Source organism: Nocardioides sp. NPDC059952 (assembly GCF_042730435.1).
In the GTDB taxonomy this organism is placed as follows: Bacteria; Actinomycetota; Actinomycetes; order Propionibacteriales; family Nocardioidaceae; genus Nocardioides.
Genome location: NZ_JBHWLY010000007.1, coordinates 1 through 14020, shown reverse-complemented (window position 1 = coordinate 14020; position 14020 = coordinate 1). Strand labels below are relative to the sequence as shown.

The window sequence follows — 14020 nt, the reverse complement described above, 5'->3', positions numbered from 1 at the left end:
CGCACGGGCGCCCACGCCGTCAAATTGGGGAGGGCGAAGCGCTCCGACGAAGGGATGGCACACAATGTGGGTTGATGAATGGTCGCTGCAGGCCGCTTGTCGTGAGAACGAGCCCGACGAGCTCTTCGTGCGTGGAGCCGAGCAGAACAAGGCCAAGATGGTCTGTTCCGGCTGCGTCGTCCGCACCGAGTGCCTCGCCGAGGCGCTTGACAACCAGATCGAGTGGGGTGTCTGGGGCGGCATGACCGAGCGCGAGCGTCGTGCGCTGCTCCGTCGCAGCCCGAACGCCTCCTGGCGCGCCGTGCTCGAGGCCGCGCGCACCCGTGCCTCGGTGGAGTGACCTCTCGTCCCCTACTCGAGTGGATCGCTGAAGATCTTGGTCTGAGCCAGGACGTACGTTGCGTACGTCCTGGCTCGACCCTTTTCCAGGTGCTCAGCCCTGGGCCAGCAACCGGGCGATCTCGCGGAGCCCGTCGAGATCGTGTACGTCACCGGGCAGCGCCGGCACGACGGCGGTCGGCACCTGGGGATGAGCGACCGCGAAGCGCTCGCGCAGCTGATCCTGGCGCTCGACCAGGAGCGCGCGGTCGGCATGGAGCCGCAGCAGTCCGGCGGTGAGGGGCGCATCGGGGAGGCGCTCGGAGGCAGCTCCCGCCGCGGCCGCGGTGAGCGCTGCATCGTCGGGCAGGGTGGCTCGGTTGACGACCAGGCCCTGGAGCGGCATCCGGTCACCGGAGAGCCGCTCGACGAAGTAGGCGGCCTCCCGGAGCGCGTCGGGCTCGGGGGCGGCGATGACGAGGAAGGCGGTCTCGTCGGCCTGAAGCAGGGCGTACGTCTCCTGGGCCCGTTGCCGGAAACCACCGAAGACGGTGTCGAGTGCGGTCACGAAGGTCTGCAGGTCGGTGAGCATCTGCCCGCCGAGCACCTTCTTGAGCGCGTTGGTGACGATGTTGATCCCGGCAGACATCAGCCTGACCGGCCCCTTGGCCGGGGCCAGCATCAGGCGCAGGAACCGCCCGTCGAGGAAGCTGGAGAGGCGCTCGGGGGCGTCGAGGAAGTCCAGGGCGCTTCGGCTCGGGGGTGTGTCGACGACGATCAGGTCGTAGTCGCCGTTGCCGCCGTTGTGAGCGAAGGAGTCGCGGTAGAGCTGGCCGAGCTTCTCCATCGCCATGTATTCCTGTGTGCCCGCGAAGCTGGAGCTCAGCGCGATGTAGAACTGGTTGCTCAGGATCTGCTGCGCCTTCTCGGGGCTGGCCTGGGACTCGACCACCTCGTCGAAGGTGCGCTTCATGTCGAGCATCATCGCGTCGAGCCGGCCCGGGCCGATCCCGGGAACGGGGCGGGGCGTGTTGTCGAGCTGGGCGATGCCCATCGACTGGGCGAGCCTGCGTGCGGGATCGATCGTCAGCACCACGACCTTGCGTCCGCGTTCCGCGGCCCGCAGCGCGAGCGCTGCCGATGTGGTCGTCTTGCCCACGCCGCCGCTGCCGCAGCAGACGATGATGTGGGTGTTGCGGTCGTCGAGCAGTCGGTCGACGTCGAGGGCCAGGGTGCGGTCGGCGTGGGCGGCCAGCGGGCCGACGCGTGGGCGTGCCGTCATGCCGCCGCCTCCGTAGGGCAGTGCAAAGAATACGGAACCGGCGGCACGACCCATGTTGTCGCTCGCTTGCGCTCGCTCATGCCAGCCCCTGATCCTTCAGCTCGGCCGCGAGCTCGTAGAGCCCGCCGATGTCGATCCCGCCGGCGATCCGGTTGAGCTCGTAGGTCGGGACCCCGAGGCCGGCGACGAGGTCGCGTTGGGCGTCCTCGAGGGCTCGGCGCTCGGCGTACTCCTTCGCCTCGTGGGTGAGGGCGGAGATCAGGGCGGGGTCGGGTTCGACGCCGGCGCGCTTGAGGTCCTCGGCGATCTGCTCGCTGTCGAGAGTGCCGGCGAGGGCGGGGGTGAGCGACTCGTCCGGGAGGTCGCGGGGGCGCATCTGGTTGACGATGACCCCACCCACGGGGAGGCCGGCGGCGCGCAGGTCGCTGATGCCGTCGGAGGTCTCCTGGACCGGCATCTCCTCCAGCAGCGTGACCAGATGGACGGCGGTGCGGCGGGAGCGGAACAGGGTCATCATGGTGTCGGCCTGGTTCTTGATCGGGCCGACCTTGGCCAGACCCGCGACCGACTCGGACACGTTGAGGAAGGTGGTGATCCGGCCGGTCGGGGGAGCGTCGAGAACGACGGCGTCGTAGGTCCGCGCGCCCTTGTTGCGGCTGTTGCGCTGGACGGCCTCGAAGAGCTTGCCGGTGAGGAGGACGTCTCTGACCCCGGGCGCGATCGTGGTCGCGAACTCGACGACGCCGAACCGATCGAGGGCACGGCCGGCCGGGCCGAGCTTGTAGTACATCTTGAGGTATTCGAGGAGCGCTTCCTCCGGGGCGATGTGCAGCGCGTAGACGTTGCCCGGCTCGGCGTCGGCACCCGACCGCGATCGCAGCCGCAGCCCGGTCGCGATGCGGGTCTCGGCGTAGGGCAGCGGGTCGACGTCGAACATCCGCGCCACCCCCTGGCGGCCCTCGACCTCGCAGAGCAGGACGTTCTTCCCGTGGGAGGCCAGCCCGAGCGCGAGAGCCGCAGCCACCGTCGACTTGCCCGTGCCGCCCTTGCCGGTCACCACATGCAGCTGCACGTGGGGCCAGTCGGAACTCATGGACCCGACTTTATCCGGGCCGAGGGGGTTGTGAACCCGAGAGTGACCTATAGATCACTCTCAGCTTCACAACTCAGGTTCACGACTCAGGGGGTGATGTTGAGGTTCTCGACGATCTTGGTGCCGAGCACGGTGTCGCCGGCGATCTCGACCTTGCCGGGGTCGCCAGAGGCTCGGCCGCCGGCGAGGAGGACGTACGTCTCCCGGTCGGTGCTGAGGGTGACGGTGGGCGCGGTCACCGGGTCGGCCACCGGGACGCCCTTGCCCTCCTTGGTGACGGTGAACGCGTAGGGCGCGTGGCCCTCGACCTCGACGACGACAGTGGCGCCAGGGGCACCGCCGGCCTTCTTCGCGAGCACGAAGCCGACGCCTTCGAGCAGATAGTCGGCGGTGTGGAGGGCGCCGGGGCTGTCGAGGTTGCCGGGGCGGCCGGTGGCGCGGCGGATGTCCTGCTCGTGCAGCCAGACGTCGAGCGGCCGGTTGCGGAGCAGCTTGCCGGTCGTCCACCCGAGCGCGCCGAAGACGCCGGACGCCGGCGCCGCGGGGTCCTCGGGCGGGGAGGCGAGCAGCTCGTCGTGACGTACGGCGGTGTGGCGGCGGATCTCGTCGATGATGCTCGCCGGTGAGGCCTCGCGGCGGGTGAGCACGCCGATCTCGGTGAACTGGCCCATCGGCGACTTGATGTGGGCGGACTCGGGCACGGTGGCGTCCTCGCGGGGCGCGCCGGCGGTGAGGCCCTCGAGATGAGCGACGTGGGAGGCGACGGCGCGTACGTCCCAGCCGGGGAGATCGGTGGGCCGGTCCCAGTCGGGCTCGGAGAGCTCCTCGAGGAGCGTGAGGAGGTCCTGGACGGAGGACCACCAGGAGTCGATGTACGTCTTCAGCTGTTCTGCGGAAGTCACGGACCTGACGATAGTGGGCAGGGGCCTCAGTTGGAAGGTCAAACCATGTCGTCGGGAGACCTGTCCGACGGTCCGCGAAGTAGGGTGCCGATATGACCAAGTGGGAGTACCAGGTAGCGCCGATCCTCAACCACGCTGCGGCGCAGATCCTCAACAACTTCGGTGCCGACGGGTGGGAGCTCGTCTCCATCCTCGACAACGGCACCGGCAACTACGTCGGCTTCTTCAAGCGGGCGGTCTCGGAGTGAGCTCGCCCGAGGAGGTCCTCGCCGAGCTCGGGCTGTCGGTGCCGGAGGTGGTTCCTCCGGTAGCGGCCTACATCCCGGCGCTTCGCACTGGCGACTACGTCTTCACCTCCGGCCAGCTGCCGATGAAGGACGGCGCGCTGCTGTCCACCGGCAAGCTCGGTGGCGACGTCTCGCCCGAGGAGGGTGTGGCAGCCGCGCAGCAGTGCGCGCTCAACGCGCTCGCCGCGGTGAAGGCCGAGATCGGCGACCTGTCGCTGGTCACACGGGTCGTCAAGGTGACCTGCTTCGTCGCCTCCACTCCCGATTTCACCGCCCAGCCGAGCATCGCCAACGGTGCCTCCGAGCTGCTCGGCAAGGTCTTCGGTGACGCCGGCCGCCACACGCGTTCCGCCGTCGGCGTGTCCGTCCTGCCGCTCGACGCTCCGGTCGAGGTGGAGATCATCGTCGAGATCTGAGCCTCGGTCTGAGTCTCGGATGGGGGTAGGGCGCCGGCGTCGGCGTCGCTACAGTGACGAGCGTGCGTATTCCGATCCCTCCTGTCCGGCTTGGTGACGACATCGTGGCGTTGGCCGGGGAGTACGCCCAGGGCGTACGCACCCCGGTCGAGCCGCGGGACGCGGCGACGGTGCTGCTGTTGCGGCCCGGCTCGGTCGCCGGCCCCGAGGTCTATCTGCTCCGTCGCCAGCTGACGATGGGGTTCGCCGCCGGGATGGCTGTTTTCCCCGGCGGCGGCGTGGACGTACGCGACGCCGAGCTGCCCGACTCCTGCTGGGCCGGGCCGTCCGCCGCTGAGTGGGCACGCCGGCTCGGGGTCGATGAGTCCCGCGCCCGGGCGCTGGTTGCCGCGGCGGTGCGGGAGACGTTCGAGGAGTGCGGGGTGCTGCTCGCGGGAGCGTCGGGCGATGAGGTCGTCTCCGATGTGTCGGGTGAGGAATGGGAGGCGGACCGGGGCGCTCTGGAGTCGCGCTCGCTGTCGTTGACCGAGCTGCTGACCCGGCGCGGGCTGGTGCTGCGTACGGATCTGCTGGCGCCGTGGGCCGCGTGGACGACGCCCGTCTTCGAGCCGAAGCGCTTCGCGACCTGGTTCTTCGTCGCGCGCCTGCCCGAGGGACAGGTCACGCGCGACGTGTCGAGCGAGTCCTCCTCGGTGCTCTGGCTGGGGGTCGCCGATGCGGTGGCCCAGGTCGAGGCCGGCGAGCTGGCGATGATGCCGCCGACCTATCTCAACTGTCTCGAGGTCTCCTCGGTCGGCTCGGAGGACGAGGTCCTCGCCGCCGCCGCGGAGCGTGAGCTGACGATGTTCACGCCGACCGTCGCGGAGGTCGACGGCGGTCACACCCTGTCGATGATGCCGCTGCACGCGTCGCTGGTCGCCGGGAGGGGGCGCTGATGAGCGAGTCCTGGTCAGGCGGTGTCTTCGGGGAGCGAGGTCAGTGCATCCTCGCGCCCAACCCCGGGATCATGTCGCTCGACGGCACCAACACCTGGGTGCTGCGCGAGCCGGGTGCGCGCCGGTCGGTCGTGATCGACCCCGGCCCTCTCGACGAGGGGCACCTCGATACCGTCGCGGAGGCCGCCGGCGAGGTCGCGACGGTGCTGCTGACCCATCATCACTACGACCACTCCGAGGCGGCACGGGCCTTCGCGGAGCGGGTCGGGGCAGGCGTACGCGCTCTTGATCCTGAATACCGGCTCGGGACCGAGGGGCTCGGCGACGGCGACGTCATCGAGGTCGACGGGCTGGAGATCCGCGTCGTCGGGACTCCTGGGCACACCTCGGACTCGCTGTCCTTCTGGCTGCCTGCCGACGGGGCTGTGCTGACCGGCGACACCGTTCTCGGGCGGGGGACGACCGTTGTCGCCCATCCAGACGGCGAGCTGGGTGCCTACCTCGACTCGCTCGACCGTCTCCACGCGCTCGCCTCCGAGCACGGTGTCGGCAGCGTGTGGCCCGGCCACGGCCCGGTCATCGGTGACGCGCTGGCCGCGCTGGACTACTACATCTCCCACCGCCGCGAACGCCTCGGCCAGGTCGAGGGCGCCGTCTCGGCGTTGGGAACCACGCCCGCCGAGGCGGACCCGCGGGCGATCGTCGAGACCGTGTACGCCGACGTCGACCAGGTTCTCTGGGGTGCCGCCGAGCTGTCGGTCAGAGCGCAATTGGCTTACCTCGCTGAGCGCTGAGGCCTACTGTTCGGCTCATGGCCATCCTGCCCGGAGCCGAGCTCCTGCTTCCCGACCCGCCCGCGTGGCGGGCCTGGCTGGAGGAGCACCATGCCGACACGCCCGCGGTCTGGCTGGTGCTGACGAAGAAGGGCGGCACGCTCACCACGTTGGCCTGGCAGACCGCGCTTGACGAAGCGCTCTGTTTCGGCTGGATCGACGGCCAGGCCCGGCGCCGCGACGAGCAGTCGTCGTTCCAGCGGTTCACCCCGCGTGGGCCGAAGAGCCGCTGGTCCCTGAGGAACGTCGAGCACATCGGCCGCCTCGAGGCCGAGGGCCGGATGACTGCGGCCGGGCGGGCCGCCGTGGAGGCGGCGAAGGCGGATGGGCGGTGGGAGGCGGCGTACGCGGGTCCGGCGACTGCCGAGACCCCGCCCGACCTCCTCGCTGCGATCGCCGCGGTGCCCGAGGCGCAGGCGATGTACGACGTCCTCACCTCTCAGAACCGCTTCGCCCTCTACCACCGCATCACCGCCCTGAAGACCGAGGCCGCTCGGGTGCGCAAGATCGAGGAGTTCGTCGCCATGCTCGCCCGCCACGAGACGATCCATCCCCAGAAGCGCCGGCCTCAGTAGCCCGCTCGCCGAGCGCGCCTGACCCAACGCCACACGAAGAACCCGGTGGCCGCGACGATGCCCGCGATCACCAGAATCGGCCAGAGTGGAATGGGCTTCCCCCACGTCGGGTGCGGTGGCGTGACAACAGTGTCGGCGGGAAGCGCGGTCGCGACGCTCAGCCCAGCCACGTAGCTGTCGACGCGGGCCACCTTGTGTGTCGAGCCGTCTGGGTCGACGGTGCGAAGGTCGATGTCATCCTCACCTTGGGTCGTGATGATCGGCGTACCGTCGCTCAGCCATCCCGCCACGCCGAGGAGGTGACGGCCATCGACATCGACTCCCCGGACCTTCGGCGAACGGCCGATGGCGAGCTCGGCCTCGCCCTGCTGACGAGACCCGACCGAACGGACCGCGCTCGCGTCGGGGCCGACCCAGATTGATGCGACTGGAGACTCCGTCCCGGGCAGCACGGCCGCACCGTCGGGCCACATCCGAGTGCCGGACTCGGTGCGTACGGCGACCGTGCCGTCGTTGCCGATGCCCGCGTTCTCCCAGTGGTCGTCGGGAAGCGGCTCGGCGGTGCCATCGGGCGCGATGCGGCCGGCGGCCCGGTGCTCGTAGTCGGAGTCCCAGACCAACCAGCCAGAGTTCGGGGACCAGGCGAAGCTGGTAACCCTGCCGCGGGTGAGATCGAGGTCGTGCTCGGCGACCTTGCCGGTCTCCAGGTCTACGACGTTCAGGCCTTCTCCGGTGACGTACGCCAGGCGTGCTCCGTCGGGGGAGAGCTGGACGGCCGCCCATCCGCCCCCGATGATGCTGGCCTCGTCGATGTCCGGCAGGTCCAGGCGGCGATAGTCGCCGTCGACTGTGATCACCGCCGCGGATCCCCTATCGCCGCCCATGAGGCCGGCATCGTCGGCGAACGCGAGCGTCGCACGACCGACCGCGAGTGACTCGGAGACGGGGACATGCTTCTCCGGGTTATCGGTCCAGCGGATCTCCCAGGGGATCTCCGCCCGGGCGGGACTGGGAGCGTCGGTGGAGACGGTCGGCGAGACCTTGACCAGCCTGTCGGTGTCGTCCTGCCCGTCGCTGCCAGAGGTGAAAGCCGAACGATCGATGAGCATTACGCCCGCTACACCGAACACCAAAGCCACCACCGCGACCACGGCGAACATGCGGGCGGCGGCGCGCCGCCGCCACATGATCGCAGCGACCAGCCCGCCCACGAACAGCCAGAACGCCGCTGTGCTCGCCCAGGGAGGTCGGAAGAACGGCTTGCTCCGGTGCACCGTCGGATGCTTGATCGACCCGGTGTCGATGAGGTCATAGGCGATGCTGGTCGTGTCGGCGACGGTCGAGCCGGCATCGTCGCCGAGACTGATCAGGGAGCTTCCGCCCGCCGACTCGTTGTCAGGTGTCGGCCCAACCTCCCAGACCTGACCGAAGTAGATGTCGTCGGACCCGTAGAGCTCGAGGAGGGGCCCGTCTCCCACCCAGCCGACAGCTCGCCACATGGTGTCGTCAGGCGTGGCGTACGTCGCGCCGCTTCCGTCGACGCGGATCAGTCCGTCCTCGGAGCTGATGTAGAGGTCGTTGCCGCGATAGAGGATCGGTTCACCGATGGATGCCAACTCGGGACGTACGAGGGTGCTCGGCTTGCCATCGGGGCCTTGGAGATGGAGATCGGGCCCGGGATCACCGTTGAACGCGATCGCACCGTCGTCTGAGACGGCCCAGGTGGAGAGCTCACCCTGATTGTCGATCCCGCCCTGGTAGGGAGTCATGGAGGCAGACGCGAGGTGGATGACACCGGCGACCCGCGCGCCCGGAACGTACGCCTGGGCGTCCCATTGGTCCATCCGCGAGCCGGTCCAGAGCAACTGTCGCCCGCCCTCGGACCACTTCAGGTCGGATACGTAGGTGCCGCGGTCGTCACAGCCCGTCGCAGGACACGCCGCCGTCGCCAGGTCCCACTCGACGACCTCGCCGGTGGTCAGATCGGCGACACGCACCCCACCGGGCGTCGCGCCGTCGGGTCCCGCGTCGCGGCCCATCCCCCAGGCCCAGGCCAGGTGCTGGCCGTCCGGGGAGAGGGCGAGCGGTTGGTGCTCGACATCGCCGTTGGTCCCGTTCCTCCAGTAGGGATCGAGAGCGATGAAGTCCGGAAGAAACAAGGGATGGTAGTCGCCATCGTCTGCGTCGATCACGACCGCGACTCCAGCGCTCGCGTCATCTGCGGGTCGGACGTACGCGATGGCGCCGACGCCGATGGCCAGGTCCTGCTCGAGCTCGTCGATGTGGGTGTAGCGGCCGTCCTCCGTCTCAGCGAGCCAGGTCGGGGCGGCGTAGATCGTGTCGGGGACGGCCAGGTCGGCTCGGCTTCGGGCGGGGTCGACCTCGGCCGAGTCGCGGGTCGGGGCCAAGGCGACCGCGCCGGCGATCAGAGCGACCGCGGCAGCGACCGACGCGGCGACGATGGTGAGCGAGCGCCGGTGGGCGCGACGGCCACGAGCGAAGAGATCGGCGGGGACGTACGCGCTGGGGGCGCTGTCGGCGATGCGGTGGAGCTCTTCGCGGAGCTGCTGGTCAGTCATGGAGAAGCTCCTCGAGGTGAGGTGCGAGGGTGCGCAGGCGGTCGAGAGCCTTGCGGGTCGTGGACTTGACCGTGCCGGAGTGGATCCCGAGGACGTGGGCGGTCTGGACCTCGGTCAGGTCTTCGAAGAATCGGAGCACGAGGATCGTGCGCTGGCGGGCCGTGAGCTGCGCCAGGGCGGCATCGAGGCTGAGCCGCAGCTCTGTGTCGCCGGACGAGACCTCCGGCGCCTCGTATGTCTCGGTCGGGGTCTCGACCAGCCGGCGGCGGCGCCACCAGGAGATGTTCTGGGTGTAGAGGATGCGACGGACGTACGGCTCGGGGTCGCCGTGGATGCGATGCCACGACTTCGCAGCTGAGAAGAGAGCCTGCTGGACGAGGTCTTCGGCGAGGTGTGCATCGCCGGTGAGCAGATACGCGGTGCGGGAGAGCGCGGGCACGCGCAGGCGTACGAACTGCTCGAACGCTTCTCGATCGAGATCTGTGGGGGACAAAGGCACGGCCTCCTTCACCGGCTACTACGCCGGATGAAAGGAGGCCGGGTGCCTACATAAAGTAAAGAATCAGCGGGCGCGGCGGGCCATGCGCTCGATGTCCATGATGACCACGCTGCGCGGCTCGAGGCGGAGCCAGCCGCGGCTGGCGAAGTCGGCCAGTGCCTTGTTGACCGTCTCGCGGGAGGCGCCGACGAGCTGGGCGAGCTCCTCCTGGGTGAGGTCGTGGTGGACGTGGACGCCGTCGTCGGCGGTGCGGCCGAAGCGGTCGGCGAGGTCGAGCAGGGCCTTCGCGACACGGCCGGGGACGTCGGAGAAGACGAGGTCGGCGACGACGTCGTTAGCCTTGCGGAGGCGGCCGGCCAGCTGGGCGAGCAGGCCGCGGGCGACGACCGGGCGGCCCTCGAGCCACTTGAGGAGGTCCTCGTGGGACAGGCTCGCGAAGGCGGAGTCGGTGACCGCGGTGACGGTGGCCGAGCGGGGGCCGGGGTCGAAGAGCGAGAGCTCACCGAACATCTGGCCGGGGCCCATGATGGCGAGCAGGTTCTCGCGGCCGTCGGACGAGGTGCGGCCGAGCTTCACCTTGCCGTCGATCACGACGTACAGCTTGTCGCCGGAGTCGCCCTCGTGAAAGAGCACCTCTCCGCGGCGGAGCTTCGACTCTGCCATCGAGGCGTGCAGGGCCGTCATCGACTCGTCGTCGAGTGCGCTGAAGAGCGGTGCCTGACGGAGTACGTCGTTGTCCATTGCGGCCATTCCTCCTGGATTTTCCCCACATCCGCGGGTATTACACCGGGAATCCTATCTGTGGAACGTCTCACAAGTGCACATCCCCCACCGATAAGCGCAGAAAGTGCATGTGTTGAGCGGTGTTTGTGCTAGCAGCCCTCCGGGCCGGATCGGGATTGTCGGTGCGGCCGCGTAGCCTTGCTGCGTGCCTGCCCAGAAGTTTGCGACTGAGACGCGCCTGGGTCTGGTGCGTCGTGCCCGTCGGATCGACCGCGTCCTCGGTGAGACCTACCCGGATGCGAAGGCCGAGCTCGACTTCACCAACCCGTTCGAGTGCCTGGTCGTGACCGTGCTGAGTGCACAGACCACGGACAAGCGGGTCAACCTGGCCTCGCCCGCCCTGTTCGCGGCCTACCCGTCGGCGAAGGAGATGGCGGCGGCGCCCCGAGAGCACCTCGAGCAGCTCGTCGGGCCGCTCGGCTTCTTCCGTGCCAAGACCGAGGCGCTGCTGAAGCTGAGCGCCGTGCTGGTGGAGGAGTACGACGGTGAGGTGCCCTCGCGCCTGGAGCAGCTGGTGAAGCTGCCCGGTGTCGGGCGCAAGACCGCCAACGTGGTGCTCGGCAACGCCTTCGGCAAGCCGGGGATCACCGTCGACACGCACTTCGGACGGCTCTCGCGGCGCTTCGGGTGGACGACCGAGAAGGACCCGGTCAAGGTCGAGCACGAGGTAGGCGCGCTGTTCGAGAAGCGGGACTGGACGATGCTGTCCCACCACGTGATCTGGCACGGGCGGCGGATCTGTCACGCCCAGAAGCCGGCGTGCGGTGCCTGTCCGGTGTCACAGCTGTGCCCTGCGTACGGGGAGGGGCCGACCGACCCTGACGTCGCGGCGAAGCTGGTCCGCACGGAGGGCCGCAACTGATGGTGCGTGCCCTGGGGAGACGAGCCCGGGTCGTTTCGGCAGCTGCCCTGCTGCTGGCCGTCCTGGCCGGTTGCGGCACCGACTCCTCGAACGGGGGCGGACAGTCCGGCGCGCCCCTGGCCAATGAACCGTCCTCCAAGGTGAACGTCGCCACCGCGGAGATGGTCGCGGCCAAGAAGGCGTCGAAGGTGGAGGCCTGCCAGGAGGGTCCCGCGAGCGACGGTGGACTGCCGTCGATCGTGCTGGCCTGCCTCGGCGGTGGCGAGTCCGCCGACCTCGCGACGTTCGAGGGGCCGATGGTGATCAACCTCTTCCAGGGCTTCTGCGCGCCCTGCAAGGAGGAGATGCCTGCGCTGCAGAGCTTCTACGAGACCTACGGCGACGAGGTGCCGGTGATCGGCATCGACGTCATGGACACCGTCCCCGGGGTCGCGCTCGAAGAAGCGATCTCGCGCGGGGTGACCTTCCCGATGTACGCCGATCCGGGCGGCGAGCTGCAGGGCGGGCCGCTCACCGCGCGCTCGGTGCCGGCGACGTACGTCCTGTCCTCCTCCGGCGACGTGGAGCTGCTGCAGATGGGCGGCATGACCAGTGCGACCCAGGTGAAAGAGCTCGTCGAGAAGAAGTTGGGGATCACGCTGTGAGCGAGCTTCAGGCGGCCAACGGGACTCGGCCGGAGTGGTTCGACGAGATCGTCGAGGCCGCCCGGCAGATCCAGGGCGAGGACATCTCACAGTTCCTGCCACCGGCAGACGGCAGCGCGCGCGAGTCGGCCGTGCTGATGCTGTTCGGCGAAGGTCCCTCGGGTCCCGATCTGTTGCTGACAGAGCGCTCGCACACGATGCGTTCGCACCCCGGTCAGGTCTCGTTCCCCGGCGGCCGGCTCGATCCCGGCGAGACCGTCGAGGAGGCGGCGCTGCGTGAGGCTTGGGAGGAGACCGGCCTCGACCCGGCCGGCGTCGACGTCGTCGGCCGCCTACCGGCGCTGTGGATCCCGTTCTCCAACCACGCGGTCGTGCCGATCATCGCGTGGTGGCGAGAGCCGTCTCCGGTCACGGCCCGCTCGCTCGAAGAGGTGCATGCCGTCTACCGGGTGCCGTTGTCGGATCTCATGGATCCTGCCCACCGGATCCAGGTCGGCGCGCCGGGCCGCAGCGAATGGCTGATGCCCGCGTTCTTGATCGGGCCGGAGAAGGATGTCATCCTCTGGGGCTTCACAGGTGGAATCATCAGCCGCTTCTTCACCTATCTCGGGTGGATCACGGAGATTCCGGACGCGCCGATCAAGGAGTTGCCCGAATACATGTTCCAGGGACGCGAACGGAATCGGCCGTGAACTTTCTTGACTGGATCCTGATCATTCTCGTCGGGGCCTACGCGCTCTCGGGTTATTGGCAGGGTTTCATCACCGGCGCCTTCGCGACCGGCGGACTGCTGCTCGGTGGCTTCATCGGCATCTGGCTGGCGCCGAAGGTGCTCGGCAGCGCGGCTCCTTCGTTGTGGGTCTCGCTCGGCGCCCTGTTCGTCGTGATCGCGTGCGCGTCCATCGGGCAGGCGGTGCTGCAATACGGCGGTGTACGCGTGCGGGACGAGATCACCTGGCAGCCGGCCCGGGTCGTCGATGCGCTCGGCGGGTCGTTGCTCAGCGCGGCGGCCGTGCTGGTGGTCGCCTGGGCTCTCGGCGTCGCGGTCTCGGGGGCACAGATCAACGGGCTCACGCCCGCGGTGCGTGGGTCGGCGATCCTGGCCAAGGTCGACTCGATCATGCCGTCGCCTGCCGACCGTGCGCTGAGCGCGTTCAACGACGTCGTCGGCACCTCGTTCTTCCCGCGCTACCTGGAGCCGTTCGCCAATGAGCGGATCGTCGAGGTCGGCCCCGGTCCGCGGCGGATGCTCACCGACCCCGACGTCGTGCGTGCGGGCGAGTCGGTCCTCAAGATCCGCGGCGCCAACGAGTGCGGCAAGGGTGTCGAGGGCACTGGGTTCGTCATCGGGCGCGGCTATCTGATGACCAACGCCCACGTCGTCGCCGGTGTCGACGACCCCAACGTCATCGTCGGTGATGGAGCCAACGACGCCAAGGTCGTCCATTACGACCCGAAGATCGACATCGCGGTCCTGAAGTTCGAGGGCGGCGGCAACCTCGAGCGCCTCGATTTCGACCGCACCGCCGGTGCCGAGGATCCGATCGCTGTCCTGGGCTATCCGCAGGACGGCCCCTTCGACGTACAGCCCGGTCGTATCCGTGCCGAGCAGCGCCTCCGCTCGCCCGACATCTACGGCGTCGGCACCGTCATCCGAGACGTCTACTCCGTACGCAGCCTCATCCGCCCCGGCAACTCCGGCGGTCCCATCGTCGACTCCGAGGGTGACGTCGTCGGCGTCGTCTTCGCCGCCTCGGTCACCGACTCCGAGACCGGCTACGCCCTCACCACCGACCAGGTCATCGACATCGCCCGCGAGGCGCGCACCCAGACCGCTGCGGTCGACACCGGAGCCTGCGCCGGCTGATTCTCGCCGAGTCTGTAGAAACGGCGGCCGACTCCGTAGTTTCGGACGTCGAAAATGTATATTTTTGGGGGGGGGGCGGCGGTCATTTTGGACAGCAAAAAAAAAGAAAAAGATACAACAAAAATAATAAAGTAAGATGGGATGG

General features: G+C 69.0%; 16 protein-coding genes. 10 read left to right on the top strand and 6 right to left on the bottom strand.

The annotated features are described in order from the left end of the window. Positions 1–64: 64 nt before the first annotated feature. A complete protein-coding gene (locus ACFV9G_RS04905) occupies positions 65–340 on the top strand; it encodes a WhiB family transcriptional regulator (RefSeq protein ID WP_045548985.1) in 276 nt (91 codons plus the stop codon). A 93-nt stretch (positions 341–433) separates the two neighbouring features. On the opposite strand, the gene ACFV9G_RS04900 is transcribed toward ACFV9G_RS04905, so the two are convergent. The 3 genes from ACFV9G_RS04900 to ACFV9G_RS04890 all read right to left on the bottom strand — a co-directional run bounded on the left by ACFV9G_RS04900 (position 434) and on the right by ACFV9G_RS04890 (position 3595). Further along, entirely contained in the window at positions 434–1600 is a 1167-nt protein-coding gene (locus tag ACFV9G_RS04900) for an ArsA family ATPase (protein ID WP_378725399.1), read from the bottom strand. Positions 1601–1676: 76 nt separating this feature from the next. After that, complete coding sequence (locus ACFV9G_RS04895) at positions 1677–2693, bottom strand: ArsA-related P-loop ATPase (protein WP_378725397.1); 1017 nt, start codon at positions 2691–2693, stop codon at positions 1677–1679. Between the two features lie 86 nt (positions 2694–2779). Beyond that, on the bottom strand, positions 2780–3595 hold the full coding sequence (locus ACFV9G_RS04890; protein ID WP_378725395.1) for a maleylpyruvate isomerase family mycothiol-dependent enzyme: 816 nt from the start codon (positions 3593–3595) through the stop codon (positions 2780–2782). Between the two features lie 92 nt (positions 3596–3687). Between ACFV9G_RS04890 and ACFV9G_RS04885 the strand changes: the two genes are divergently transcribed. The 5 genes from ACFV9G_RS04885 to ACFV9G_RS04865 all read left to right on the top strand — a co-directional run bounded on the left by ACFV9G_RS04885 (position 3688) and on the right by ACFV9G_RS04865 (position 6641). Continuing rightward, positions 3688–3843: a DUF4177 domain-containing protein gene (locus ACFV9G_RS04885; protein WP_141791386.1), complete on the top strand. Its 156-nt coding sequence runs from the start codon at positions 3688–3690 to the stop codon at positions 3841–3843. Then, entirely contained in the window at positions 3840–4298 is a 459-nt protein-coding gene (locus ACFV9G_RS04880; protein WP_378725393.1) for a RidA family protein, read from the top strand. The genes ACFV9G_RS04885 and ACFV9G_RS04880 overlap by 4 nt, the downstream gene beginning before the upstream one ends. A gap of 62 nt (positions 4299–4360) precedes the next feature. Further along, a complete protein-coding gene (locus ACFV9G_RS04875) occupies positions 4361–5233 on the top strand; it encodes an NUDIX hydrolase (RefSeq protein WP_378725391.1) in 873 nt (290 codons plus the stop codon). Continuing rightward, positions 5233–6027 carry an MBL fold metallo-hydrolase gene (locus ACFV9G_RS04870; RefSeq protein ID WP_378725389.1) on the top strand — a complete coding sequence of 265 codons (795 nt, stop codon included), beginning with the start codon at positions 5233–5235 and terminating at the stop codon, positions 6025–6027. The genes ACFV9G_RS04875 and ACFV9G_RS04870 overlap by 1 nt, the downstream gene beginning before the upstream one ends. Positions 6028–6044: 17 nt before the next feature. Continuing rightward, entirely contained in the window at positions 6045–6641 is a 597-nt protein-coding gene (locus ACFV9G_RS04865) for a YdeI family protein (protein ID WP_378725387.1), read from the top strand. On the opposite strand, the gene ACFV9G_RS04860 is transcribed toward ACFV9G_RS04865, so the two are convergent. The 3 genes from ACFV9G_RS04860 to ACFV9G_RS04850 all read right to left on the bottom strand — a co-directional run bounded on the left by ACFV9G_RS04860 (position 6635) and on the right by ACFV9G_RS04850 (position 10460). Continuing rightward, positions 6635–9220: a hypothetical protein gene (locus tag ACFV9G_RS04860; RefSeq protein ID WP_378725386.1), complete on the bottom strand. Its 2586-nt coding sequence runs from the start codon at positions 9218–9220 to the stop codon at positions 6635–6637. The two genes, ACFV9G_RS04865 and ACFV9G_RS04860, sit on opposite strands and share 7 nt — an antisense overlap. Continuing rightward, positions 9213–9713: a SigE family RNA polymerase sigma factor gene (locus tag ACFV9G_RS04855; protein WP_378725384.1), complete on the bottom strand. Its 501-nt coding sequence runs from the start codon at positions 9711–9713 to the stop codon at positions 9213–9215. Before ACFV9G_RS04855 ends, ACFV9G_RS04860 begins: the two co-directional genes overlap by 8 nt. A gap of 69 nt (positions 9714–9782) precedes the next feature. Then, the gene (locus ACFV9G_RS04850; protein ID WP_008356269.1) at positions 9783–10460 is read right to left on the bottom strand and encodes a Crp/Fnr family transcriptional regulator; all 678 of its coding nucleotides are present in this window, start codon (positions 10458–10460) and stop codon (positions 9783–9785) included. Positions 10461–10647: 187 nt separating this feature from the next. Here ACFV9G_RS04850 and nth point away from each other — a divergent pair, with 187 nt between their 5' ends. The 4 genes from nth to ACFV9G_RS04830 are packed head-to-tail and all read left to right on the top strand — an operon-like array spanning position 10648 to position 13875. Then, positions 10648–11364 carry an endonuclease III gene (gene nth / locus ACFV9G_RS04845; RefSeq protein ID WP_378725382.1) on the top strand — a complete coding sequence of 239 codons (717 nt, stop codon included), beginning with the start codon at positions 10648–10650 and terminating at the stop codon, positions 11362–11364. Then, positions 11364–12008 (top strand): TlpA family protein disulfide reductase, encoded by a 645-nt coding sequence (locus tag ACFV9G_RS04840; RefSeq protein ID WP_378725381.1) that lies wholly within the window; start codon positions 11364–11366, stop codon positions 12006–12008. The genes nth and ACFV9G_RS04840 overlap by 1 nt, the downstream gene beginning before the upstream one ends. After that, positions 12005–12700, top strand: coding sequence for an NUDIX hydrolase (locus ACFV9G_RS04835; RefSeq protein ID WP_378725379.1), 696 nt, complete (start codon positions 12005–12007; stop codon positions 12698–12700). The genes ACFV9G_RS04840 and ACFV9G_RS04835 overlap by 4 nt, the downstream gene beginning before the upstream one ends. Then, positions 12697–13875 carry a MarP family serine protease gene (locus ACFV9G_RS04830; RefSeq protein ID WP_378725377.1) on the top strand — a complete coding sequence of 393 codons (1179 nt, stop codon included), beginning with the start codon at positions 12697–12699 and terminating at the stop codon, positions 13873–13875. The genes ACFV9G_RS04835 and ACFV9G_RS04830 overlap by 4 nt, the downstream gene beginning before the upstream one ends. Positions 13876–14020: the final 145 nt, after the last annotated feature.

What these genes read in the sequence shown, in the direction of transcription:
- ACFV9G_RS04905 (WP_045548985.1), top strand. Translation starts at nt 65, where the DNA reads ATGTGGGTTGATGAATGGTCGCTGCAGGCCGCTTGTCGTGAGAACGAG.
- ACFV9G_RS04900 (WP_378725399.1), bottom strand. Translation starts at nt 1,600, where the DNA reads ATGACGGCACGCCCACGCGTCGGCCCGCTGGCCGCCCACGCCGACCGC.
- ACFV9G_RS04895 (WP_378725397.1), bottom strand. Translation starts at nt 2,693, where the DNA reads ATGAGTTCCGACTGGCCCCACGTGCAGCTGCATGTGGTGACCGGCAAG.
- ACFV9G_RS04885 (WP_141791386.1), top strand. Translation starts at nt 3,688, where the DNA reads ATGACCAAGTGGGAGTACCAGGTAGCGCCGATCCTCAACCACGCTGCG.
- ACFV9G_RS04870 (WP_378725389.1), top strand. Translation starts at nt 5,233, where the DNA reads ATGAGCGAGTCCTGGTCAGGCGGTGTCTTCGGGGAGCGAGGTCAGTGC.
- ACFV9G_RS04865 (WP_378725387.1), top strand. Translation starts at nt 6,045, where the DNA reads ATGGCCATCCTGCCCGGAGCCGAGCTCCTGCTTCCCGACCCGCCCGCG.
- ACFV9G_RS04860 (WP_378725386.1), bottom strand. Translation starts at nt 9,220, where the DNA reads ATGACTGACCAGCAGCTCCGCGAAGAGCTCCACCGCATCGCCGACAGC.
- ACFV9G_RS04850 (WP_008356269.1), bottom strand. Translation starts at nt 10,460, where the DNA reads ATGGACAACGACGTACTCCGTCAGGCACCGCTCTTCAGCGCACTCGAC.
- ACFV9G_RS04840 (WP_378725381.1), top strand. Translation starts at nt 11,364, where the DNA reads ATGGTGCGTGCCCTGGGGAGACGAGCCCGGGTCGTTTCGGCAGCTGCC.